This window comes from Staphylococcus sp. AtHG25 (genome assembly GCF_003217445.1).
Classification (GTDB): domain Bacteria; phylum Bacillota; class Bacilli; order Staphylococcales; family Staphylococcaceae; genus Staphylococcus; species Staphylococcus haemolyticus.
In genome coordinates, this window is sequence record NZ_QJSN01000013.1 from 19,117 (window position 1) to 43,961 (window position 24,845).

Annotated in this window: 29 protein-coding genes and 1 pseudogene; 7 read left to right on the forward strand and 23 right to left on the reverse strand. The window is 31.9% G+C overall.

Going from position 1 to position 24,845, the window contains the following annotated elements:
- Positions 1-64: 64 nt before the first annotated feature.
- Complete coding sequence (locus BDW31_RS09655; protein WP_011276795.1) at positions 65-343, forward strand: hypothetical protein; 279 nt, start codon at positions 65-67, stop codon at positions 341-343.
- Positions 344-405: 62 nt separating this feature from the next.
- Here the strand turns inward: BDW31_RS09655 and BDW31_RS09660 are convergent, their stop codons facing one another.
- The 4 genes and pseudogenes from BDW31_RS09660 to BDW31_RS09675 all read right to left on the reverse strand — a co-directional run bounded on the left by BDW31_RS09660 (position 406) and on the right by BDW31_RS09675 (position 4,738).
- Positions 406-1,395 (reverse strand): LysM peptidoglycan-binding domain-containing protein, encoded by a 990-nt coding sequence (locus BDW31_RS09660; RefSeq protein ID WP_053025618.1) that lies wholly within the window; start codon positions 1,393-1,395, stop codon positions 406-408.
- A gap of 397 nt (positions 1,396-1,792) precedes the next feature.
- Positions 1,793-2,938, reverse strand: a complete 1,146-nt coding sequence (locus BDW31_RS09665; RefSeq protein WP_037552590.1) for a bifunctional cystathionine gamma-lyase/homocysteine desulfhydrase — start codon at positions 2,936-2,938, stop codon at positions 1,793-1,795.
- Positions 2,939-2,940: 2 nt separating this feature from the next.
- Entirely contained in the window at positions 2,941-3,837 is an 897-nt protein-coding gene (locus tag BDW31_RS09670; protein WP_110709607.1) for a PLP-dependent cysteine synthase family protein, read from the reverse strand.
- 228 nt (positions 3,838-4,065) lie between these two features.
- A pseudogene (locus BDW31_RS09675) lies at positions 4,066-4,738 on the reverse strand (IS6 family transposase).
- 178 nt (positions 4,739-4,916) lie between these two features.
- Here BDW31_RS09675 and BDW31_RS09680 point away from each other — a divergent pair.
- Positions 4,917-5,447, forward strand: coding sequence for a pentapeptide repeat-containing protein (locus tag BDW31_RS09680; protein WP_037551702.1), 531 nt, complete (start codon positions 4,917-4,919; stop codon positions 5,445-5,447).
- 121 nt (positions 5,448-5,568) lie between these two features.
- Complete coding sequence (locus BDW31_RS09685) at positions 5,569-6,108, forward strand: hypothetical protein (RefSeq protein WP_053025285.1); 540 nt, start codon at positions 5,569-5,571, stop codon at positions 6,106-6,108.
- A 52-nt stretch (positions 6,109-6,160) separates the two neighbouring features.
- Here the strand turns inward: BDW31_RS09685 and BDW31_RS09690 are convergent, their stop codons facing one another.
- Positions 6,161-7,489: a sodium-dependent transporter gene (locus BDW31_RS09690; protein ID WP_053025284.1), complete on the reverse strand. Its 1,329-nt coding sequence runs from the start codon at positions 7,487-7,489 to the stop codon at positions 6,161-6,163.
- Positions 7,490-7,638: 149 nt separating this feature from the next.
- Here BDW31_RS09690 and BDW31_RS09695 point away from each other — a divergent pair, with 149 nt between their 5' ends.
- Positions 7,639-7,926: a hypothetical protein gene (locus BDW31_RS09695; RefSeq protein ID WP_037551705.1), complete on the forward strand. Its 288-nt coding sequence runs from the start codon at positions 7,639-7,641 to the stop codon at positions 7,924-7,926.
- A 355-nt stretch (positions 7,927-8,281) separates the two neighbouring features.
- On the opposite strand, the gene BDW31_RS09700 is transcribed toward BDW31_RS09695, so the two are convergent.
- The 8 genes from BDW31_RS09700 to BDW31_RS09735 form a co-directional block, all read right to left on the reverse strand.
- Positions 8,282-8,530 carry a hypothetical protein gene (locus tag BDW31_RS09700; protein WP_037551707.1) on the reverse strand — a complete coding sequence of 83 codons (249 nt, stop codon included), beginning with the start codon at positions 8,528-8,530 and terminating at the stop codon, positions 8,282-8,284.
- Between the two features lie 14 nt (positions 8,531-8,544).
- On the reverse strand, positions 8,545-9,276 hold the full coding sequence (locus tag BDW31_RS09705) for an alpha/beta hydrolase (RefSeq protein ID WP_053025283.1): 732 nt from the start codon (positions 9,274-9,276) through the stop codon (positions 8,545-8,547).
- Between the two features lie 66 nt (positions 9,277-9,342).
- Entirely contained in the window at positions 9,343-10,200 is an 858-nt protein-coding gene (locus BDW31_RS09710) for a patatin-like phospholipase family protein (protein WP_053025282.1), read from the reverse strand.
- A gap of 32 nt (positions 10,201-10,232) precedes the next feature.
- Positions 10,233-10,919, reverse strand: a complete 687-nt coding sequence (locus BDW31_RS09715; protein WP_053025281.1) for a phosphatase PAP2 family protein — start codon at positions 10,917-10,919, stop codon at positions 10,233-10,235.
- Between the two features lie 59 nt (positions 10,920-10,978).
- Entirely contained in the window at positions 10,979-11,671 is a 693-nt protein-coding gene (locus BDW31_RS09720) for a GNAT family N-acetyltransferase (RefSeq protein WP_037551714.1), read from the reverse strand.
- 199 nt (positions 11,672-11,870) lie between these two features.
- Entirely contained in the window at positions 11,871-12,233 is a 363-nt protein-coding gene (locus tag BDW31_RS09725) for a Na-translocating system protein MpsC family protein (RefSeq protein WP_011276808.1), read from the reverse strand.
- Between the two features lie 69 nt (positions 12,234-12,302).
- Positions 12,303-14,873, reverse strand: coding sequence for a DUF2309 domain-containing protein (locus tag BDW31_RS09730; RefSeq protein ID WP_053025280.1), 2,571 nt, complete (start codon positions 14,871-14,873; stop codon positions 12,303-12,305).
- A 15-nt stretch (positions 14,874-14,888) separates the two neighbouring features.
- Positions 14,889-16,388, reverse strand: coding sequence for an NADH dehydrogenase subunit 5 (locus tag BDW31_RS09735; RefSeq protein ID WP_037551718.1), 1,500 nt, complete (start codon positions 16,386-16,388; stop codon positions 14,889-14,891).
- Positions 16,389-16,904: 516 nt separating this feature from the next.
- On the opposite strand from BDW31_RS09735, the gene BDW31_RS12955 reads away from it, so the two are divergent.
- The 3 genes from BDW31_RS12955 to BDW31_RS09750 all read left to right on the forward strand — a co-directional run bounded on the left by BDW31_RS12955 (position 16,905) and on the right by BDW31_RS09750 (position 18,166).
- On the forward strand, positions 16,905-16,967 hold the full coding sequence (locus tag BDW31_RS12955; protein WP_089046351.1) for an alpha family phenol-soluble modulin: 63 nt from the start codon (positions 16,905-16,907) through the stop codon (positions 16,965-16,967).
- A gap of 377 nt (positions 16,968-17,344) precedes the next feature.
- On the forward strand, positions 17,345-17,704 hold the full coding sequence (locus BDW31_RS09745; protein ID WP_037551719.1) for a DUF1304 domain-containing protein: 360 nt from the start codon (positions 17,345-17,347) through the stop codon (positions 17,702-17,704).
- A 33-nt stretch (positions 17,705-17,737) separates the two neighbouring features.
- Complete coding sequence (locus BDW31_RS09750; RefSeq protein ID WP_053025279.1) at positions 17,738-18,166, forward strand: GNAT family N-acetyltransferase; 429 nt, start codon at positions 17,738-17,740, stop codon at positions 18,164-18,166.
- A gap of 6 nt (positions 18,167-18,172) precedes the next feature.
- Here BDW31_RS09750 and BDW31_RS09755 read toward each other — a convergent pair whose 3' ends face one another.
- From BDW31_RS09755 to BDW31_RS12495, 10 genes are all read right to left on the reverse strand, one after another.
- Positions 18,173-18,604 carry a GNAT family N-acetyltransferase gene (locus BDW31_RS09755; protein WP_180529085.1) on the reverse strand — a complete coding sequence of 144 codons (432 nt, stop codon included), beginning with the start codon at positions 18,602-18,604 and terminating at the stop codon, positions 18,173-18,175.
- A gap of 300 nt (positions 18,605-18,904) precedes the next feature.
- Positions 18,905-19,543 (reverse strand): YdcF family protein, encoded by a 639-nt coding sequence (locus tag BDW31_RS09760; protein WP_245151269.1) that lies wholly within the window; start codon positions 19,541-19,543, stop codon positions 18,905-18,907.
- A complete protein-coding gene (locus tag BDW31_RS09765; protein WP_053025278.1) occupies positions 19,533-21,449 on the reverse strand; it encodes a CDP-glycerol glycerophosphotransferase family protein in 1,917 nt (638 codons plus the stop codon). The genes BDW31_RS09760 and BDW31_RS09765 overlap by 11 nt, the downstream gene beginning before the upstream one ends.
- Positions 21,450-21,859: 410 nt before the next feature.
- Positions 21,860-22,432, reverse strand: coding sequence for a terminase small subunit (locus BDW31_RS09775; RefSeq protein ID WP_053025276.1), 573 nt, complete (start codon positions 22,430-22,432; stop codon positions 21,860-21,862).
- A gap of 1 nt (position 22,433) precedes the next feature.
- Complete coding sequence (locus BDW31_RS09780; RefSeq protein ID WP_053025275.1) at positions 22,434-22,772, reverse strand: sigma-70 family RNA polymerase sigma factor; 339 nt, start codon at positions 22,770-22,772, stop codon at positions 22,434-22,436.
- Positions 22,769-23,218 (reverse strand): pathogenicity island protein, encoded by a 450-nt coding sequence (locus BDW31_RS09785; protein ID WP_053025274.1) that lies wholly within the window; start codon positions 23,216-23,218, stop codon positions 22,769-22,771. Before BDW31_RS09785 ends, BDW31_RS09780 begins: the two co-directional genes overlap by 4 nt.
- Positions 23,219-23,272: 54 nt before the next feature.
- The gene (locus BDW31_RS09790) at positions 23,273-23,485 is read right to left on the reverse strand and encodes a hypothetical protein (RefSeq protein ID WP_002476277.1); all 213 of its coding nucleotides are present in this window, start codon (positions 23,483-23,485) and stop codon (positions 23,273-23,275) included.
- A complete protein-coding gene (locus BDW31_RS09795; protein WP_053023579.1) occupies positions 23,485-24,075 on the reverse strand; it encodes a BAR domain-containing protein in 591 nt (196 codons plus the stop codon). The genes BDW31_RS09790 and BDW31_RS09795 overlap by 1 nt, the downstream gene beginning before the upstream one ends.
- Before the next feature lie 14 nt (positions 24,076-24,089).
- Positions 24,090-24,488, reverse strand: coding sequence for a hypothetical protein (locus tag BDW31_RS12765; protein ID WP_257643514.1), 399 nt, complete (start codon positions 24,486-24,488; stop codon positions 24,090-24,092).
- Positions 24,485-24,841 (reverse strand): hypothetical protein, encoded by a 357-nt coding sequence (locus BDW31_RS12495; protein WP_257643515.1) that lies wholly within the window; start codon positions 24,839-24,841, stop codon positions 24,485-24,487. Before BDW31_RS12495 ends, BDW31_RS12765 begins: the two co-directional genes overlap by 4 nt.
- Positions 24,842-24,845 lie beyond the last annotated feature (4 nt).

The following is a 24,845-nucleotide window of genomic DNA, read 5'->3' on the forward strand; positions in this document are numbered from 1 at the left end:
TAACATATAATAATATACTAAATGATTATTTGATGACATTTAGATATTTCGGAGGGTATTATTCATGGCAAAAAAATCAAAATTAACGCGCGTTTCAAATTTAGTTAGTACAGCCGGCTTTATCGTAGATGGTTATAACGGTATTAAATTCGACGCGAAAAATAAAAATCTAGTTTATTTATCTTTAGGCCTAAGCACTGTAGGCACACTCTTAGATTTCGTAGTATCAATGAAATCTCCTTACAAATTCCGTAAGCTAACGTCATTCGTATCATTCATTATTAATGTTACACGTTTAGCTTCAAGCTTTAGAAAAGTTAAAGAAGACTATAATTTCCAATAAGATAAAAAAGCTAATCAAAAGAAGTAAAGTATACTTCCTTTTGATTAGCTTTTTTTGATAAATTAATGAATAAATTTATAATTGCTTACTTGATAAGCAGGGATTGTACGATATGTTAAAATACCTGGACTCGCACTAAAGTTCATTTCTGAAACTAAAATACTACCATTGCTATTAACACGTTCTACAAATGCTACATGACCATAATAACCGGCATCCGATTGTGCAATTGAACCTACTGTTGGGTTACCATCAATACGATACCCATCTCTAGCTGCAGCATTATCCCAGTTATTAGCATTCCACCAATAAGTACTAATACCTTTTCCAATAGCAGCACGACGATTAAACACATGCCATGTACATTGTCCCCAATCATATAAATTTCTATGATTAAATACTGGTGATGAATAATACGTTGATTGTGCTGTACGCGTTGAGTAAGTGTTTGAAGAAGCTGAACCACTAATTCTTAATTTTTGACCAGGATAAATAAAGAAATTATTTAATCCATTTAATCTCATAATATGTTGATATGTTGTACCATATCGGCTAGCAATAGATGATAGTGAATCCCCATAACGTACTGTATAAGTACTTGATGAACCACCACTATTTGAATTATAACTTGAGTGTGAATTTGAACTTACATACCCAGATACTTTTAATTGTTGACCAGGGAAAATTAAAAAGCTATTTAATCCATTTAAATTCATAATATGACGATATGTTGTACCATATCGACTAGCGATAGATGATAAACTATCCCCTGCTCTAACAGTATATGTACTACTTGAATTACCGTAATTTGAACGACTTGAATAATTAGAAGATCCTGAAACTTTTAATACTTGGTTTGGAAAAATAAGATTTGATGATAAGCCATTTAATGATTTTAATTTAGATACAGTGATACCATAATGGTGTGAAATAGACCATAAAGATTCACCACTTCGAACTGTGTGCGTTGTTGATGCTTCAGCTTGATGAGCAAATAATGTACTAAGTGCTCCTGTCCCTAATACTGCTGTTGCTAGAATTTTTTTATTCATACAAAGCGCCTCCTTAATCTTATGCTTGTTCATTGGGTTACTTACCACTTAATTCTATTTGTACTAGACACTTATCTGTATTAAATCTTTATTACATACTTCTTTCTTTTATCCGTTCAAGTAGTGTACTTATACTAAATTAATACAATTCGACATGATATTCCATTTCAATTTGATTACATATCTATGAATTTTTTGTACACTACTTTTGAATTTTAAATAATATGCATAGAAATATAATTTACTTTTCATAAGTGTATAACACATTCTCAACTATTGAGATTTAACTTTTATTTAAAATTAAGAGGGTGGAACAAAATTGATTGTCCCACCCCTATATGGTTGATTCTAACTATAATGTAGAATTAAAATATTATTTTGTCTTAACTCATTTGATTTAGTTCAAAGTATCAATAGCTTGTTTTAAGTCTTCAACTAAATCATCTGTATCTTCAATACCGATTGATAAACGTACGAGTCCATCAGTGATACCTTCTTTAGCACGGACATCAGCAGGGATAGATGCATGTGTCATTAAAGCAGGTACTGAAATTAAACTTTCAACTGCACCTAAACTTTCAGCTAATGTGAAGTAGTTTGTTTCACGAATAAGTTGTTTTGCTGCTTCAGTATCTTTTACTTCAAAAGCAACCACGCCTGTATGACCACTTGCTTGAGCGGCATGAATATCATGGTTTAAATGGTCTTTAATACTTGGATGGAATACTTGTTGAACTGATGGATGATTTTGTAACATTTCAACAATAGCTTTAACATTACGATTAATTTGTTCCATACGTAATCCTAATGTTTTAATACCACGAACTAATAAATAACTATCTTGTGGTCCAAGAACACCACCTGTTGAATTTGAAATAAAGGCTAAACGTTCTCCTAACTCGTCATCTGCAGTTGCAACCAAACCAGCTACAACATCACTATGACCACCAATATATTTAGTAGCTGAATGTAATACAATATCAATACCGAAATCTAATGGATTTTGATAGTAAGGTGTCATAAATGTATTATCTACTACTGAAATTAAATTATTTTCTTTTGCAATTTCTGCTGTACGTTTAATATCTGTTACACGTAATAATGGATTTGATGGTGTTTCTACATATAACATTTTAGTTTCTGGTTTAATATAGTCTTTGACATTTTCAATATGAGTTGTATCTACGAAATCAACATCGATGCCATAACGTGTAAATACTTTAGTTAATGCACGATAAGTTCCACCATACACATCAGAATTTAAAATAAGATGATCACCTTTATCTAACAACATGATGACCGCACTGATAGCCGCCATACCTGAACCAAAAGCAAAACCGTGTTTACCATTTTCTAAATTAGCAATAACACTTTCAATCGCTGTACGTGTTGGGTTAGCTGTACGGGAGTACTCGTATCCTTGTCTTAAGTCACCAATCTCGTCTTGTAAATACGTACTTGTTTGGTAAATAGGTGTCGTAACTGCACCTGTAAAGTCATCTGTTGTATGTCCACCATGAATCATTTGTGTTTTTTTCTTCATCATTATTCTCCTTTGTATTCAAATTTTTTTTTCGACATATAACGATCGCTTCCATCTGGAAAAATGGTTACAATAACGCCCTTATCGATTTGATTTTTAATATCTAAAGCACCTTGTAAAGCAGCGCCTGATGAGCTACCTACTAATAATCCTTCTTGTTGTGCTAAACGTTTAACATTGTCAAAGCCATCTTTATCACTTACTGTAATAATTTGATCTACTAAACTTCGTTCCAAAAAGATGGGCCATTTTTCTGAACCAATACCTTCAATATCATGTGAATGTGCTTCGCCACCATTTAATATTGAGCCTTCTGGTTCAACAATCACATTCTTTACACTATATTGTTTAAGATGTTGTGCAACGCCTGTAAACGTACCTCCTGAACCCACGCCTGCAACAAAGTAGTCTATGTTTGGCAAAGTATCAGTCAGTTGTTTACCTAACGTATGCGTATATGCCGCTGGATTATGTTCCGTTTCAAATTGGTTCATATATATCGCCCCAAATTCTTGGGCGTAGCTTCTTGCTTTAGTTTGTGCACCAATCATGCCTTCATCTTTAGGCGTACGTTTAATATCTGCGCCTAATGCACGCATAATTGATATTTTTTCTTCAGAAAAGCCCTCTGGCGCAAAAATAACACATTTTAAATGATACCGATTGGCAGCAATTACAAGTCCTATTCCAGTATTTCCTGCTGTAGCTTCAACAATCGTACCCCCCGAAGAAACTCGACCTTCTTTTATGGCTGTTTCAACAAGGTATTTACCTAGTCTATCTTTCACACTACCACCTGGATTGAATTGCTCTAATTTAGCATAAATCTGAACGTTCTCATCGCTAAAACTTTCCAGTAATACGAGTGGTGTTTGTCCTATTAAGTCAAATGCAATCATATTAATTATCTAAAGCGCTCTTACTCGCTTTGACTCAACCTACCTTCTGTTTATAGTATTCATCAACCCCAAATTTTGTTTGTAATCCTTACTCAATCACTATGAATTATACGATAATCTTTAGATTTATGCAAAACTGCAAATTTCAAACTTTCCCCTGTAATTATAGGTTCTGTTGCAAAGTTAGAAAAATATAGCTAATTACCTTTTTATCATGTCGTTGTTCCCTTAACTGGCTAACATATGCCTAATTTCGTGGCATGACGAAAATCCGTAGATCTGAAGAGACCTGCGGTTCTTTTTATATAGAGCGTAAATACATTCAATACCTTTTAAAGTATTCTTTGCGTATTGATACTTTGATATCTTGTCTTTCTTACTTTAATATGACGGTGATCTTGCTCAATGAGATTATTCAGATATTTCGATGTACAATGACAGTCAGGTTTAAGTTTAAAAGCTTTAATGACTTTAGCCATTGCGACCTTCGTTGAAGGTGCCTGATCTGTAATTACCTTTTGAGGTTTACCAAATTGTTTAATGAGACGTTTGATAAATACATATCCTGAATGATTATCTCGTTGCTTACGCAACCAAATATCTAATGTATGTCCCTTTGCATCAATGGCACGATATAAATAGTTCCATTTTCCTTTTATTTTGATGTACGTCTCATCAATACGCCATTTGTAATAAGTTTTTTATGCTTTTTCTTCCAAATTTGATATAAAATCGGGGGATATTCTTGAACCCAACGGTAGACCGTTGAATGATGAACGTTTACACCACGTTCCCTTAATATTTCAGATATATCACGATAACTCAATGCATATCTTAGATAGTAGCCAACGGCTACAGTGATAACATCCTTGTTAAATTGTTTATATCTGAAATAGTTCATATAAAAGACTCCATTTTATTAAAATTATACTATAAATTCAACTTTGCAACAGAACCTGATTATACATGTATCTAAGAACTCAATAACTATCGTTCAACTTAATACTCGTGTTACGATAATATCGATGCAAACGCAATAATTGATTATACGTATTAATAATACTTAAAGGAGAATCGTAATGACATCAAAAGCCGATTTATCTCTATCTGTGTTTACTAATGAACACTATAAAAGCAAAAAATATACCAATAGTACCTTTAGAAACGCTATGTACGACGATTTAGAAATTAATAAGAGTTATTTTAAAAACTGCGACTTTTCTGAGGGCATATTTAAAAATGTTCATACCGTGTCTAACACTAAATTAATTAATTGTGACTTTAGCAGTAGTATTTTTGTAAACATTAATTTCTTTAAAACTCTAATGAGTAAAGTAAACTACAGTGTAACTACATTCGATGATAGTCAATTCAACACACTAACTATAGAACAGACTTCCTTCAAAGACTGTAGCTTACGCAACGTCACTTTCAACGATGTTGTTTTAAAGAAAGTCGTGTTTGAAAATGTCGCCTTAGATTTATGTAACCTAGATAATGTTAAAATTAAAGATTGTGTTTTTAAAAATGTTTCAATCAACAATTCAGCAATTTCTGAGAAAGTGATGAAAGAATTACGCAAACAAGACGTTCGTTTTGAAAACATGTAATCCTACTGTTTCCCATTTATATCATTTCCAACTTATCCCTTTTTAATATCAAAACTGATATGTTTTAGATGTAGTGTTAAAAGGAATAAAGAATCAAAGTATCTTAAGGGGGGAATGATTGATGTCTACACATGAAAATGATCACTATGAAGCGTTTGAATCGAGTCAACTTAACCGTGAAGATTTAATGGATTTAAGCGAGTTAAGACAACAAGTTGACGCATTTAAAACAAATAATAATGAGTCAGAATTAAAAGAACATATTGCTTCAGAATTAATTAAGTGGAAAGAGTATGTACGAGATCAATATAGACCAGAAGATCCAGCTGAACAGTCAAGATTGTCTAATATTGCTGATAAAGTTCAAGGTGATATAGACTCAGCTTTTGAATATAATGATGGCTCAAAAATATTTGCTTTTTTAGAGGCTTCTTATCAAAGAAGTAAGGAAGATTTAGTGTACGGTCGTACGTTAATCCTTTTTTCTGAAAAAGATACAATAAAAAGAGCACTTTCATTCTTTGACTCTGATGAGGAAAACCATAAACTTGCTGACTTTATTGTTTCTAAAAATATTGAAATTGGTAAAGAAATCATGTCTGAAGATTATTTAGAGTTATTAGAAATTGAACGAGATTATATAAATGCTCGTTTCAAGTAGTAAAAAAGGTTAGCCACATATGTGTGACTAACCTTTTTATATTGTATGATCTTTAGAATAATTGAACGATAAACACGAGTATAATAACGACTGGCATGACGAATTTAATTAAAAGATACCATGGCGCAAAGAATTTAAACTTGTCGCGACCGAAACTTTCTTTTAAAGCTTCTTTATCTAATAATTGCCCTACTACTAATGTTGTCCCAAGTGCGCCTAAAGGCATTAAAATATTTGAAACTATGAAATCCATATTATCAAAAATAGTTCCTGCACCAAATTTAACAGCACTTAAACTACTAAATGATAGCGTAGCTGGAATACTAATAATTAATACCAATATACTTGCGATAAATGCTACAGATTTACGCTTAGAATTATCATTTTTAGTGAAATTAGATACGTTTAATTCTAATAGCGAAATAGACGAAGTTAATGCAGCAAATAAGAATAGGATTAAGAATATGAAATAAAACATAACGCCAAAGCCCATTTGACTAAATACTAATGGTAAAACTTTAAATAATAGCCCTGACCCCTCCTGAGGTTCATATCCAAACGTTTTTAAAGCTGGGAATATGGCTAAACCAGCTAATACAGATACTAAAATATTCATAATTACTATTGAAATTGCTGATGACTTTATTGTCATTTCTTTTGGCGCATAACTTGCATAAGTAATCATCCCAGTTGTTCCCAATGATAACGTAAAGAATGACTGACCTAACGCAAATAGAATCCCTTCCATTGAAATATCTTCTAGACGTGGCTGTAGAATATAACGCACGCCGTCTATCGCGCCGTCTAAAGTTAAAGATTTGACTACCACGATAATTAAAAAGATAAATAATAGTGGCATCATTACTTTAGATGCTTTTTCTAACCCTTTTTCAACGCCTAACATGACGATAATCATTGTTAAAAAGATAAAAATCCCCTGACCAAGAACCGTTAGCCACGGATTACTAATAATTGCTTCAAAATTAATGTTTGTTAGTGTCGTTTTCTCAATGGATAACATTTGTAAAATGACATTACCGATATATATAATGATCCATCCACCAATAACACTATAAAATCCAAATAATATAAATACTGCTAAATTACCATTCCATCCAATAATATTTAGCCATTTCTTACCAGTTAACTTACTATATATTTGAGTAGTATAAGTACGTCCCATCTTACCTACTGTAAATTCCATAATTAATAGCGGTAACCCTACAAATATAGTAAAAATTAAGAATAAAAGTAAAAAAGCCCCACCACCATAAATGCCTGCCATGTACGGAAACTTCCACATTGCTCCTAGTCCTATTGCCGATCCCGCACTGGCTAAAATAAATCCGGTTGATGTCTTCCATTGTGACTCTTTGCTCAATCCATCCACTCCCTTTAACGCGTTAAAGCGTTTATGCGCTTAAGTAATACTTTAACACGTCTTTCTTATAAGTGCAATATACATAGATTTTTTATTTTTTATCTTTATAGTAAAATTTAACTAATATTGATTGCCTAAGAGGGTATATAATGAGTTTACTTCATAAAAGAATTAAAGCTAATTATTGGAAAGGCATAGAAGCTGTATGGGGCCACATTGTATTTATGGATGATGGATTTAGATTTACTCCTCCCTCATTTAACATTCAAGCTGATTCAGTCTTCGTACCTTATCAACATATTCAAGAAATTTCAAAAGTTAATACTTTATTCGTTGTCCCAAATGGTGTCAAAATAATTGATAAGGACAAAAATGTTCATAAAATAGTTGTTAATCAACGAGGAAAAATCATTAAATTTCTAAACGAAATGAAGTGATTCGTATTAGGTATAATGATATTCATTGTCTTATACTTACTTAAACTAAATTATCAATAGGAGCACAATATTTAAATTTATAGATCAAGTCGTTGTGCATTTTTTAGCATAAAAAAGAGCCTAGGACATAAATCAATGTTCAGGCTAAAATTACATATTGGCAGTAGTTGACTGAATTAAAAATGCATTCGTAACAAGCTTTTTATTTCTAGTCAATATTGCCTGGCAGGCGAGGCCCCAGCAAAGAGAATTTCTTAAAAAAATTCTCTTTGCTGGGGATACAACGAAATAAATTTTGGAAAATATTATTTCTGTCCTGCTCCCTCTATTTACATTAGTCACGCTAATAATTAAATTAACCATTAAAATCGTACATTACGTTTTGTCCCTCAGTAACTTCTTGAATACTCAAACTTTCAATATGATCAACATTGATATAATGAGATTGTTGGCCATCTTTTAAAAATAAATAAGCAAGTTCATCAAATTCATCAATAAGACGTTGAATACATGCACCTTTATCAGGACCATTTTGAAAAGTTTTAAATTCAGTATAATTTTTTCCAGATGTTGTTATATAAGTTAGTAAAAATGTACGTTTCATCACATTCGCTCCTCTCAATTAGTCATGAAAAATTCTGCAATTTGTGTTTCTACTTTATCACTGCCTTCACCATGCGTCATGAGATGCTTGCATAAAGGATGACTTGTTAAATCTTTATCTTCACTATTAATGTGCTCATAAATATAATGTGCACTATCTTGATAAGATTGTTCATCTTTTTCTCCATAAAGAATTCTCGCTGGTGTCTTGATATCGCCTAAATGCGCAGTAATATTGGAAATGAAATCTTTGAATACACGAACACTTGGGCGATAGTCCTCTATATGATTAAACTGTGCCTGTGAAACATCACTATCTAAATTCATTAACTCATTCATGCGCTGACCATAGCGTTCCATACGCCATACTATACCAGCTTCTTCTTTTTCACTTGGTGCTGACATAACTGCAATTTTCGCTACATCTACTGTTTCAGCTAATTTCAATGTGAATAATCCGCCCAATGATACCCCTGTTGCATAAATGGTTTCATACCCTTCATCTTTCAAGTATTGATAACCATTTAAGACATCATTCCACCAATCGTGAACAGTATATTGCGTAAACTGATCTAATGGTAATCCATGTCCTTTATAATTAGGTGCGTAACAGGTATAACCCTCTTGATTAAGTTTTTGTGCTAAGGGTTTCACATCACGAATCGTTCCAGTAAATGAATGAAGCAATAAGACCGCTTCTTTACGTGTCCCCTTTAAATTAATTGGGCGTGGTGATTTTACTTTCATTCTTACTCTCTCCTTATTCTAAAATTAGCATATTATAATACTGCGCGTAGCCTTAAAATCTTCAAATCATTCAACCCACTCGCAAAATTCCAGATGAATACGTTGTGCAAGTAACTTTCCTTGCTCATAACCAGCATTGCCAATTTTTAGTATGTTATTGGGATTATAAATGTTATCTCCAATTTCAGCTCTACTCTTACTATCTGGACTAATTACTAAAACATGACTATGCTCGCTTAATAATTTCGCATCATCAAATGCACCTGGCATCATACCTAAACCATCTGCTATCGGCGCTAAAATAATAATATTGTCTGCACCTTTAGCTAACATAGCATTTGTCGGAGAAACCATACCTCCATCAATCCAATCACGATTGTTCAAACGTATATGTGGCCAAATGCCAGGTACTGCACCGCTCGCTGTCACGGCTTCCTCAAGTGTTACATTGCTATGTGAATGAAATGTAGCGACTTCTCCTGTCTTAGCATTCATAGCAGTAATTTCTAAATTATCATGCCACCCTACATCACCTAAACGTTGACGAATGGCTTGTTTACGTTTAGTTAAATCAACACGTGAAGGTCGCGTATATACAATATCACCCATCATTTGACCTACTTTAGTCGCATCATCACGTCCTACGATAAATGCATTCTGCCATAACCGATAAATATCTGAAGAAAGCTTCGCATGATCACTATCATCTCTTCGTTCATTTAGCTCATAGTAATATGTACGCATATCATAACCGTTAGCTAGTACTGCACCTACAAACGAACCTGCAGATGTGCCTATGATTCTATCTGCTAACTCTAAACCTACACCACTTTCAATCAATCCAGCTAACACGCCAGATTCCCAAGCAATTCCTGTAATTCCGCCTCCGCCAAGAACTAAAGTATGTTCCTTATCTTTTGACATTGCCATCTCCCCTTTGTAAAAAAGATATTGAACTATTTATTATTAGGCTTATTACGTAAATTAAGATAAAACAATGGTAATATCATTAAAAACAATGCTACCCAAATGATACCTAGTGTAACGCCTCCAACTACATCTGTAATATAATGCGCATGAAAATATAGTCGGCAACACAGCACACCTATCCAAATAATAATAGTGATAATACTGGCTATTATCCTTATTGCTTTGAATTTTATTAAAGGAATTAAAATAATTAACAATATTAAAGCAAGTAACGTACTTGCATTAGAATGCCCACTTGGAAATGAATATCCTTGGTCTCGCATCAAATGATTAAATGGACGTTGTCTCTCGATGAGTTGTTTAATTAAATAATTTAATAACGTACCACTCGTTATAGTTAACATCATCCAAATTGATAATTTATAATGTTTAAACAATAAAACAATTGCTAAAAATAGTGTGATATAGATAACTGACTTTACTTCTCCTATCTCAGCACAAAAAGTCATGAAATTATGCCAAATACCATCGCCGTATTTACGTTCCGGCTTACCAAAATAATCTGTCAGCCAATGTAAAGAACCTATATCGATATTTTGAACCAATAATGTATCGTGAATTACATTTATTGAAACAACGACAAAAATAATTAACCCGATCATGAACATAGGCACCGTCATCTTAGGTGAAATTCCACTTATTTGTTTATTCATACGCTCACCAGTCCCTAATTTCATTATTTTCAAAAATAATTAAACATGTATTTTACTTATTAAAAGTCATTTAAATGTTTAATTTGTTGTCCCTCCTGATCAAAATTAGATGGTTTAAGCCAGTGTTCAAATCTTGCTTTTACATCTGGCCACTCACTATCCAACATTGAGAACCAAGCAGTATCACGATTACGACCTTTACAAATATTAGATTGTCTAAATAATCCTTCATATGTAAATCCAAATCGTTGCGCAGCACGTTTGGAAGGTGCATTTAAGTTATCACATTTCCATTCATATCGTCTGTAGCCTAACGTTTCGAACACATATTTCGCTAACAAATATTGAGTTTCTGTAGCCACACGTGTTTTCTTTAACGTTTTAGAGTAGATAATATTGCCTACTTCTATAGACCCTTGTTCTGGATTTATACGCATTAATGCTAGAATACCTAAAGGTTTTTGTTGCACATTATCTAAAATCGTAAAGAAATATTTATCTTTACTATCAATAAGTTGTTTAATGTATTGTTCAAATTCGGTCTTAGAATCAAAAGGGCCCTCATAAAGATACGTCCAAATGCGTCTCGATTCAACATCACATAGAACGTCATATAAATCATTTATGTGTTCAATACTCAGCTTTGTTAGCCTTCCATAACTGCCCTCTAGCGTTTGTGCATCAGGAAAAGACGGCGTCACAAAATCATCTAATGCTTCTCCAATTGGTTGCTTAAACTCATTTACGCGCATCACTTTCAACTCCTAGATTCTCTTTGTGTAAATTGTACACTAATCCAATAAAATAATCTCTTAATTAGAAATGTTTAAATATAAATGGATAATTCATTAATTAAAACGCTTATACGTAAAAGCACCCTACAAAGTCAGCATAATAATCTAACTTTTAGGGTGCCTCTTTAAAATTGTATTAACATTAACGACATTGAGTTTAAAGTTGCTTTTCCAAATTAGTATCAAGTTTAAATACAATCACTCGTTCGCCTGTAATCGTACTTAAATCACTATGGAAACTACTCACACTGACGCCAGTAATATCTAAGATTAGTTGCATCAAATCATCTTGTCCTGACTCCACAAGTTCCGAACGCGTACGTTTAATGTTAAGTAGGCCTTCTTGTGTCTTGCATACTCGATATTCTGCAGGAGTTAATACGCCTTGTAAGTTGACGATAATCATATCGCGTAGTATATCAGTTTTTACTGAAAGCGAGCCACGTCCGAGAAAATCCTTTTCCCATTGTGTAATCGCCTTACTAATCTCTGCCTCATAAGCACCTTTAGATTTAGCCATGATTAATCATTTATCTCCTATTAATTGATTAACCTTATTTTATCACTTTTCCCGAAAAAACCGAACTCTCTACCAGTCTTTCCAACTACCATTCTCATCAATACTTGCCAAACGTACCCATTGATTATCAACTTTCTGTTTGAATTTAATATTATTCTCAAGTAAGTCTTTAATATATTGATCTGGCGCTTGGATAACAACTAACAATCGAATTGGCGAATGATAAATTTTGTTATCTGCAGCCATAACTGATTGCCAAGGTAACCCAGCCAATAAGTCACTTGAATTACCTTGCATAACGCCAACACCAGATGTTACTGATTGGGTAGTCTTATTTCCGCTTCCATAAAAATGTGGTGCAACAGTCGACGCGTAATATTGTAGATTAATCCACTGTGCTACTAAAGCTGGACCCGAAATAATTGTATTTAATAATTGCCCATCAGTGTCTTTCTTCCAATCATAATTATGTAAGAAAGCTCGTCCTTCTAAGTTGGTACCTGCAGTAATATTACGCTGACCAATAATAAATTCTGCATTACGAGCTAAGCCCCATTCTGGACGGATTTCACTCCAGTCATTCGCAAAACGATGCGCTTCTGCAACCGGGTCTTTCAAATTATCTTGATCTAAGCCAGGAAGATTAGCGAGACGTTCCGAATTCGCTTTATAACTTATACGTGGCATAGCTTCATTTAACATATCCAAAGCATTTTGAGCTTCCTTAGTTAATTCTGGCATATAAATAAATTCTAATTCATCGATAGACGTCTTATGCTCTGCAGCAACAAAGACGGTTGAGTCAGGAATCACTATACCCTCATTTTTTAAAGCTTTACGTACATGTGGTAAATTACACATCATTGCCAATAGCTTAGCATTGAATCCACTTGACGCGCCTCCACAAGCGCCACATTCTAACGAAGCATGATAAGGATTGTTATTGGACACACTTCCATGACCACCTAATACAATTAAAGGTGCAAAGTTTGTCGTTAAATCCATCAACTGTAATGCCTGTCTTGTGAAAGCAACTTGTTCTTCTTCAGTAAATCCTATTGGTAAATCACTATAAATTTCATGCTCACGATCTATTGTTAATTTAGCTTCAGGTTTCTTCAACCAATTCTTCGTAAAATTACGAACAAAGTGGCCTGTCTTCTTCGGCATTAATGTACTCGCTATTGTATTTAAGCTTAAAAATGATCCGCTTAATTCTGGTAATAGTAGACTCGGTAAGACATTATGTTTCATCAATTTGAATGTATAAAACATGGATGTAACCGAATGTTGTTGTTGGTTATACGTATTTAAATCATGGCGATCGGCATACTCTTTAATGGCATAGGCTGGTGGTACCATGACAGGTAATGAATTATGCGTAAATTGTTCATCTAACACTTCTTTTCTAATTGGAAGGCCAAAGAACCCTGCAATACCTATCGTCTCAAACGGTCCTTCACTCTCTAAATGACGACGAAAAGGCTCTGAACGCACATCAATGCAAAAAGCTAATTGGACTTGAGTTTCTTGCTCTACTGGTTTAACAGATTTATCATAAATCGCTTCGACTAACTCACGTTCATGTGTTTCTTCCCACGCTTCAAGCCATAATTTTTTGAAATAGAGTGGGTTAAAATCGTGAGCAAACCTTAAATGTTCCAGTTGGTCTTCTATAGACATTGAGGCCCAATCATCAATTGACATCTCTCCATAATATAACCATTTACTTACAAGTTCTTTGATTCGTCTTTCAACATTTAAGACTGCCGGACGGCTCATTTTTTCAGTATCTAGTAAAATACACTCCATCGTTAATCTTATAGCAAGATACTGTGTTAACAAATCCGCTTCATGTTCATGTTGTTCAGCACGGTAGTACATCATGCCTGCCCAACCTGGTAATGATAGGAAATGACCTGTTAAATATGATTCACGTTCATCTTCAGCTATATCTAAATGATTTAATGCCATGATTAAAGCCTCTCTATAATCTTGAGGCAATGTCTTAATCATTTTACGTTGTGTTTTAGTAAGCATTGGATCATGTTGTGCTAAATGTAGCCAAGAAATATAGAATCCTTCTTCTCTTTTAGGCATAGTCCAACTTGATTGGAAATTATCTAAATATAATTTGGACCACTTAATAATATGTGTATTAAGTTCATCCATTAAAGATTCACCTTTAGCATTAAATGCATTCGCACTTTTTGATCGTGCATATTTAAAAGGCTCATTTTCAAACACACGTTTGAGCTTAGATACTTCAATCTTTAAGTATGCTTCTTTAGTAATTAGGTTTGTAGGCAAATCTTTGATGCACATCGCATTTTTACAATAAATATCTATATGTGATTTTGGCACTGAAGTGTCGTAGTCTTTAATAGCTTGTTGTACTTCTGTTTCTACAAGTTTCTGGTCTATCTCGCCATTTTCTAAAGCAGTCATCACTGACGCATGACTTGGGTATAAATCTATATCACGAACATGTTTAAACCATTGAGCTACTTGATCAAACGTTTCATGTTCCATTTCTTCCCATGGATTACGTGCTGCAAAGATAGATATAGGAGATAGTGGTGTAATCACACGACGTGCCGATTTAACTGTTTCTTCTATGTTATGTTTAGTTATTGTCATGTTAGATTTCACCTCTTATAAATAATTCTTTAAGTAGTTCGGATGACTTTCAACCGATTTAAATTTTGCTTCTCCAATTTTTACAAGCCATAAATATACTTTAGCGAAAGCTGTTGATGAACGACGACGTGCTACCCAAATGCTAAAGATACTACCTAATACTAGAATGGCCACACAAATGATAACGCTAATTAATGGTGGATGTGGCGTTACCATATATACACTATTTAAAATATTAACAAATACTTCATGTGTCACAACGTAAACGAGTGCCACAATGATAAGCATCGCAATACCAATTACTCTTCCCATCATACCTCTATTTAGTGCAACCATTTGATTCCATGATACAGATAATGACCATGCTAGGATAAAGGCGCTAATTAATGTGTAAGGTGTATGCGAACTTGTTAAAAAGAAGATAATAGCAATAACAACGGCTAATGTTCTTCCTAATACTGTCCAAGCATAAGAACGCTTAACATTTGGTGGTGTCGGAATATTAAAGCGTTTAACAATTGACCCTGATTGTAAAAATAGTGTTGCTTTAAATACGCCATGTAAAATCAAGTGAATAATCGCAGCAGAATAAACACCCAAAGCACATTGCACAAGCATGAAACCCATTTGACTCATTGTTGAACCAACAAGTTGTCTTTTGTAGTCAACATGCACTAAACTAATTCCTGATCCAATAAGTACTGAAATACTTGAAATAATAAGTAATAACGTTAATGCAATATTATTATCAAATACTGGTGAAAAACGCGTTAAAATAATACCACCAGCATTTACAATACCAGCATGCATAATTGCAGATACGGGTGTTGGTGCTACAACAGACTCAATTAACCAACTTTGAAATGGATATTGTGCTGCTGGGATAATAACAGCAATAACAAGTAATAAATCTACAATTAATTTCAGTCCATAACTCATTGAAACATCGTAATCTTGTGATGGATCGATAACCCAATCGCCAGTACCGATGAAAAATACAACTACAGCTAATAATAAAGCAACCCATCCAATGATAAATGAACGCGCAGATACTTTTGCTGCTTCAGCCGGCACTTTCCAAGAACGGTTTAGTCGTATAAGTTGTGTTAGACAAAATAATGTTAGTCCCCAACAAATAACCATCAAGCGTAAATCATTACTTAACCAGCCAATAGACGCAAATACTGTTGTAAATGTGTATAACGGGAAGTATTTACGATAATTACGATCGCCTAATAAGTAACGTGCAGAAAATTTCTGAATAATAAAACCTAAAGCTAATACAAAAGCACCTACTAACCAAGCTAGTTTATCTAGAGCAAAGATACCTATAACTTCTCTGCCATTAATAGTAATTAATCCAATTACTCCTACAATGACAGGTAATAGAAGTAAAGTTAAATGTAAACGTATGTATTTTACAGGAACCGATGGCACTAAAAAAATCAAGCCACTTAACACTGCAATGACAAGCGTTACGAAAAATAATGTTAGTAAAAAACCAGAACTTAACATTGCCGCTCCTCCATGTCTTCAATCTATTTCAACAAAAAGTTCCCTTATACTATTAACAATATAAGAAAAAACCTACAATAGTCTAGTTTTATCCTTAGGTATCAGATATTTACTAACTATTGTAGGTTTCTATGAGAACTCATTTACTTAATATGTAAAAATGCTTTTTCAAGCTACCTAATATGTATGGTTGAACATATGCCTTATCCTTCAAATGAACAATGGATATTGAAAATCCTTGCACAAATGCTTGATAAACACCTATGTAAAAATCAACGTAATACATACAATATATGAAAATATTGCTGAAAAGTCAATATATTATATTAATTAGAAGTTCTTTCATACATTTAATAACACGTTACTCTTCAATCTTTCAGATAGGCATGATTTATCGTATTAAGTTGTCTGAAATCTAACGAATACGAAACGCTTTCATTGAGTTAAGAATTATCAAACACATCCTCTCAAAGTCACGATATACTTTATTTAACATTTAATAAGGAGGTACTCAAAATGGGAATCATTTCTGGTATTATTGAACTTGTTAAATTCATCATCGACTTAACTAAAAAATAAGTCTCGCATTACGCACGTAAACATTCCATATAAAAAAGAGTGAAATCGGATGATTTCACTCTTTTTTTATGCCTATAAACAAAACGCTCAATCCCTATATATATATAAAGATTGAACGTCAGTGGATAAAATGAATTTATTTGTTTAACTATAAAGTAACATATTTTAACGGTCGTGCATGTAACAATTTTGTGAAAACGCTTAAAAATATTTCGAAAATTTTCTCAAAAGCTTAAAATAAGTTAATATTTAGTGAATTTTTCTTATTAAAACTTCTATTTCACACAAATGCTACTAAAATTAGGGTAATAATCAAATAAGTAATAGAGACGCACATAAAAATACAATTTATAATTTACAAAAAAGGACTGATTTAAATTCATATACTATCCATAATACTCATTTTACTTGTAGCGATTGAATTTCTATTTATTATGTATTTAGAGACCATAGCAACGACCTCCGATAGAACGAGCAAAGTCTTCGGTATTACTGTCAGTCAACTCAATAATAAAAACATAAATACCCTACTTAAGAACCAAGGAGTGTATAATGGCTTGATTGGTTTACTTCTAATTTATGGTCTTTTTTTCAGTAGTGCTCCTAAACAACTATGCATTCCAATTCTAATTTACACCATTATAGTAGCTATTTACGGTGGCTTAACGAGTCATATTAGTATTTTCCTTAAACAAGGAACCCTTCCAATTCTTGCTTTAATCTCTTTATTACTTTAGTTATCTACTAAACAAGCAAAGTTGGTGTCTGCTATGATAGAACATTTAAAAAAGAAAAATCGTAAAACTATAAAAGTATTAGGAAACATTTGGCTTAATGCAAATTTAGATACACATACCTTTATTGATAGTTTCTACTGGATAGACAACTATAGTAATGTGCTTGATTCACTTCAAGATGCCGATGTTTATGTGTATAAGGCAAATGAACAAATAGTTGCTTTCTGTGGCTTAAGAGATAATTATATAGCCGGATTGTTTGTGAAAGAAGAATACCGTAATAAAGGTATAGGTCATGCCCTCATCAAACATTTACAATCAGAATACAATCATTTATCTTTAAAAGTATTTGAACAAAATAATAGAGCTGTTCATTTTTATAAAAGTTTAGGATTTATAAAAATGGAGTCCAGTGTTGATAAAACAAACCATACAAACTTACTAATGCAATGGAAGAAATAAAACAGTTTACAATTTAAGATGTATGATTGGATAATCCCTACCCTGTCCATCTTTTGCAGATTCATCATATTTTTTGAATCCATTTTTAAGGTAAAATGACAAGGCATTAGGATTATCTTTATTTACATCCACATATTGAACCTTATGCTCTTGAATTAAAATTTGTAGTATTTCCGTGCCACAACCCTGTTTAAAGTATTTAGGATCTAAAAATAGCATTTCCAAATTAGCATCATCAGTCCCTGAAAATCCAATGACATCATCACCATCAAACCACAAATATGTCTCAACATGCGGGAAGTATGTTGGGATTTCCTTTTTAAGTTCTACTCTATCTTTCTCTTTTAAAAAGTCATGTGTAGCAATAACTGAACGCTCCCAAATAGCCAATGCCTTAGGATAATCCTTTTCTTGAAGCTCGATTTTACTTAGTTTCATTTTATAACCTCACATAATAAAAAGGTTAGAAACCCTATCAAAAAGTGTTTCTAACCTATAATTATTTATTGTCCTCTATTCCCACTCAATCGTAAGTTTTATTTTATACAACATCATAATCTTTCAAAAGCTCTTTATATCAGTGCTTATAACTATATATTCTAAAAAATATATTCATACCTTTGCCCTTATTATCAAAAATATGCCCTTTTTTTGCCCTTAAATTTTCAGCAATAAAATTCCATCTAATTTAGAATAACTCTCTAAACTTAAAAAAGGATTACATCGAATAAAACATTGTCACTTTGTCATATTGTTTAAATCAAGCATACTTTTTTTAATTCTTTCTTTTTCTTGATAAGAAAACTTTGTACCAACTTCATCCTTAGGTATTATTATTTCATTTACTTTTTTATTTTTATCTAATTTTTCAAATATTAAAGTAGCCCTTCTCACATGATCACCACTTGTGATAAGGCTTAATGAATTAAAATCTCTTTTGTCTGCTATTTTTAATGTCTCTATAGCATTCTCAATAGTATCACTTGAATTCTGTTCAGTAATAATATCTTTTTCCTTTACACAGTGCTGTATTAACCACTTTTTCATTTCATTAGCTTGTGTATTCCCATTTACTGGTCTTCCACCAGATACAATTATATATGCTTTTTCATTCTGTTTTTTAGCTTTCAAACATGTAGCTAAACGCTTAATGGTTTCTCTTTTCAATGTTCCATCTTTAGACAAGCTTGTACCTAAAACAATGTAAGCATGATGATTATTATTAAAATCAGTGGAAGTCTTCGTATTTAAAATGAGTTGATCTATATTTTGACTATTATATCGACTTAATACCATAGATTCTTTTGTAGTATCAGGAAATAATAAATTATGTAAGCATAGAAATAATAGAAAAGAGAACAAAATTTTATTTTTCAAAATATCCACCTTTGATTAACTTATAGATATTCTCTGTGTTATTACCATCAGTTTTTTCAACAAGTTTATTAAAATTTTTTCTATATTGTTTATTTTCATAATTGTTATAAAAATTATCTTTTATAATTTTCAATAATTTATTATCTATACCATAAATAATATCACCAAAGGCATTTTCTTCTTGGAGTATATTTTTAGCACCATATTGCTTTTCACTTTCTTCTTTATCTCCCCAAAAGAAAATAACTTTACTTCCTCCAGCATATGCATAAAAACAGATTGATGAATAATCCGTAATTAATACCTTTGATTTCATTAGAGCTTCTTTTATATCACCCTCATATAAATACTCTTCTATACTTTTTAAAACATCAGGAAACTGTTCAGTTAATATTTCTCTAGCCTTAGGATGTAATATCACATTTACATTTTCCGCAAAATGTAATTTATTTATTAACTTTATGAAATGTAAATATCTATCAATATAACTATTTGATGAAATTTCACCCACTAAATCCCAAGGTCTCCATGTAAGCATAAAAGTAATATCTGTTTGTTTTTCTGTATTTTTAACATATAAATCTAAATTCGGTGTCCCAGTCAAAATTAATTGTTTTGGCTTATAATCTGTATATATTTTAAATAAATTTTGTTCCACTTCTGAATTGGTTACTATAAAATCTGGTGCAATAGGTACTTTAGGATTAAAATACCCTCTTTCAAATACATTAGTAGCTAATGAAATACCATGTTGTAAAAAAATCTTTTTATTATTATTGTTTATTTTTGATTTTAAGAATCTACTGTTATCATATAATGTTCGGAACATATGTGTAGATAAATCAGAAGATATAATTTTATTAGCATTAAATATATTTATAAATCCTCTTATTGAATTATGAGCTACTACACTTTTCTTTCCATATATTTTTCTTAGTTTATTAAATTGGTCATGATTTTTGTCTAAAATATATACTGAATTTTTATCATTATACTTTTTAGATAATTTAAACACTTCAAAAGCCGATTCATTTGCCCCTTTACTGAATTTCTCGAAGTATATATCTTTATTTGTTCTTATAAAAAGACTTAAAAACTTACCTATTTTTTCTTTAAATATAATACTCTTCTTTAAGTAATCAGTCATAACTATGACATATTGTCCTGTTATTGATTTTCTAATAAAGCTATATATTTGTCTTTTTCTAAGTTTTATTCTTTTTGTGCTATATACATAATGTTTTTTGTTATATTTATCATAACCATCATATTTTAACGGATAATAATAATTTAAACCTTCTTCAGTAATAGACTTTATGTAAACTGGATTATTAATCTCACCAGACTTTTCATATTTAGATAGTATATCTTTTTTATCAACACTAAAATAACCAGAATGAGCCAATAATGCTAATTTATTAGTCTTCTCAGCAAGAAAATCTCTAATTTTATGTGGGAAAAAATAAGTAAAATTATTACTTAAAGACTTATCATATCCAATAGCTAATTCCACTTTTTGCATATTAGCATATCTAAATCTTATAACACCAACAAAAATTAATTTTTTAAAAAATGATATTGGAATCACCTTATGAGGTGGATTACTTTCAGCTTTTTCAATAACTTTTTCCAGAGTTAAAACTTTGTGTTCTTTAACTATCATAAAAGATAATCTACCATTTGGATCAATATAAATTACAATTCTTTTTTCTTCATCCTCTGGATGTTTAATATTTTTTAATATTTTGACATTTTTCTCAGGATTGTTTTTTACTACAATTTTTCCATCTTCATATATGTAAAACTTTTTGAATTCCAACCTTTTTTTCTTATTGATAACTTTTGTATAATTAAAATCATGAAAACCATTAGACAAACTTACTTGAAAACCATCAATATTTATCATTTAATATTTCCCTCTCTAAAATTTTACGATTAAATAAAAAAACTATTAAAAATTTTAACATTTATTTTTGTGGTTTTGAAGGTTTGAAAAAAATATTAATGCTTTCTTTAAATTTTCCAACTTTATCAAAAAAATACTGTGTGGCCATATTTAATTATTATTTATAAATATCCTTTCATCATCTAACTTTATAGATGGCACTATTCTTCTGTCTACATCATTCTTCACTAGCATTAAATTAAAGGATAGTATAATGCCTACTCGCTCTGCTGCGTTTAGTTCGTTCCATATCTCTATTTCCTTATCCGTCATTAGATCAGTATAAGTAATCACAGTATTCTTTTTAATGCTCATAGCCCTATCGAACATATCATTTACATTAATCTGTTCTATCTTTGAACACATGGTTATCAGTCCTCTAATGGTACATCATCAATAATCATTGTTCTGTTAGGGTGCTGCTCATGTAATTCATCTAGTGCTTTTTGTTTTTCTTCTTCCTCATCATCCGGCCAATCACCAATGTTTACAATAATAGGCGTGTCAGTGGATAATTCTTTTTTATCAGTAAATAACTTATGATACTTACCTAACATATCCCTAGCACGCAATCTATCACTAGGCTTAATAGGTATTTCCACCATTTCTACATGTTCATTGTAAACTAAGTTCATTTTGTCAGTGTCTGGGTTGCGTTGAAATTCCCCACGCTTAACAACGACCTCTCTCACTTCACTTTCATCACCTACTGCTGCATTACTTAGGATATGAAGTAGTTCGTTAGCTGATAGCACGCCCTCATCAATCACTTTCTTACGTTGCTCATCAATGTACTTAGCCACTTTTTCATTCTTTAGCAATCTACTACCTTGTACACTTGCAGTATGAGGACTATAACCAGCCTTAATTGCACTTTGTGTTACATTCAACGTCTTTAGGTATTCAGATATAAACTTTTCTTGTCTAGGGTTTAAATCACTCATGTTATCCCTCCTCTAATTTGTCTAATAAATCATTCCATAGTTGACGTATTCTTTCTCTACTTAACTCAAATATCTTTGCGATTTCATTCATAGATTTCCCTTCACATAGTAAGAAAAATATGTAGTATTCCCTTCTAGTCCCTACTACATAAATAAGTTGATCCAGTTCATTAAAGAATACTTGCTTACTAGTATTCTCACTTAGTTCAAAGGGTTCGACTTCATCACTCAGTGAAAAGAAATCATCTATATTGGTATTTTTATCATTATATGTAGTATTATGGTTCTCTTTTGAGTAGTCACATATAAACTGCTTAATAGCCTCTCTGTCGTAACTCATGCCCTTACATTTACTTTCTGTTTATTTGCATGTCTTAGCTTGTATAAATCACGTTGTAGGCGTTCTATGAGGTCATAATCTATTGTCGAACCATTGGACTGCATATAATACATGATTTCTTTTTGTTCACCTGGTGTATATCGCTTAATAACTTGTTTTAATTGCTGCATATTTCTATTCGATTTTGTTTTGAAACATTTCAATTTTTCTTTTTCACCTATAATATCAATCACTAACTTTTCTAGTGGATAGGATATTGATACAACGCCATGAACATCATTTGTAGTCATATGTGAGATATTTAAGTGATACATCATCTCTATTTGTATAGTGATGGCCTTAATCTTGGTATTAATAAATTTAGGGTTATACTCAGTTAGTAAAGTATATTCAGATATTTTAGTTTCATAATAGGATAGTGAGTAGTTTACTCTTTTAAGGTTCATGTATGCACCTCACAAATAAAATGAGCCTATCGCTAAGGATAGGCGTGTATGATATTAACCTTTGATAATGCGATTTTCTCTAGCCATCTGCATAAGACTTACATCTCTTTTTGATTTTTGTGATAATTCTTTTCTACGTTGTTCATTATTATTTTGGTTAATTTGAGCCTCAACGACATCTAATAATTTATCACGATCTTTATCTGACAAATCAGTTTCTAACATGATGTGATTGGATACCTTATCTAAATTGTGTTTTCTAGTCATTATTTATCACCTCTAAATTTAAGTTTATGATTGTATTGATCTGTGAATGGTAATTCTATACCTGTAATGTATGGACTGTATAGAATATCTCTAAAGTGATTTCGCAATTCCCTTTTTACTTCATCATCTTCATCAAAGTTTTCTCTATGATATGGAATAGTGTAACGGTTATACTCTTCTTCGTATTTAGCATTTAAATCATTAATTTCAGTTAATACTGTGTTAAATTCTTCAATAATTGGCTTGAATTTTGCTAATATACGTTCTTTATCCTTTTTGTACAAATGAGGTAAATCTGCTTGATGTTTAATTAGTTCAATCGCCTTTTTACGTCTAGCCTCATCAAATACTTCTTTTTTAGTCGATAAGCGTTTCTCTAAGGCTTTCAATTTCTTCTCATTACTATCAAATGTAGTATAGAGTGCGTCAGCCTCATCATCTTGTGAGTTAGCAATTAATTCTTTATACTTTGCTTTATCTTCTTTAATTCGTTGCGATAACTCTTGACGCTCATTTTCAATTTTATTGATATTCTCTCTTTGACCTGTGACATATTCGTTGTATTCATCAAAATATTTTGCAGTTTTCAATTAAGTCCCTCGTTTCAATTAGTATTTAAGCCTATTTCTCTTATGTAGTTATATGGCTTTTTGATCTCTTTTTGTGGTAATCTTTTCGGTATAGTTTGCAGCAATATTAAGACTTTCTCAAAGTCGATATTATTTTCATTTCTGTTATAAATAAATTCTTTAAATGATTTCTTATCTAGATCATTCAACTTTGCTTCAAACTCATCATTATTCATATTCTTTTCAGTAGCACCATCTTCTTTTTCCCTGAGTGCTTTCTCTTGGTTAAGCGTCAACTTATGAGGATAAGTCTTTAATTTTTGATGCTTGTCATTTATATATGAATAATTGTTTTCTATACCTTTATTACGCTCATTTCTATTTGTTTGAATATATTTGTATAGTTCAATCTTAAAACGCTCTATCACATTCATATGAGCCTCTGAGCGTGTATTAATATAGTTTTTATATACTTTTGTTCTTTAGTAGAGAAACGCCCTAGAACAGTATAAAAGGCGTTTAAATCTCTTTGACTTCTACTCTTATACCGTTCCAATTTCTGACGTTCTTCTAATATAGCGATTACTAGATTTTCAACGGAATAACTCTCATAGTAAATGTTTTCTGATACCGTATCACTACATAAGCTAGGTGTAGTTCGGTTATACATATCTTCTATATCACTTTCTATGAGTGCTATTTTTGATTGAATGTAGTAAGTATTAAATCTAGTGAACAATTCGTAATCGCTAACTTTCTCTTGAATAATTTCAATCGCTGCACTCACTACA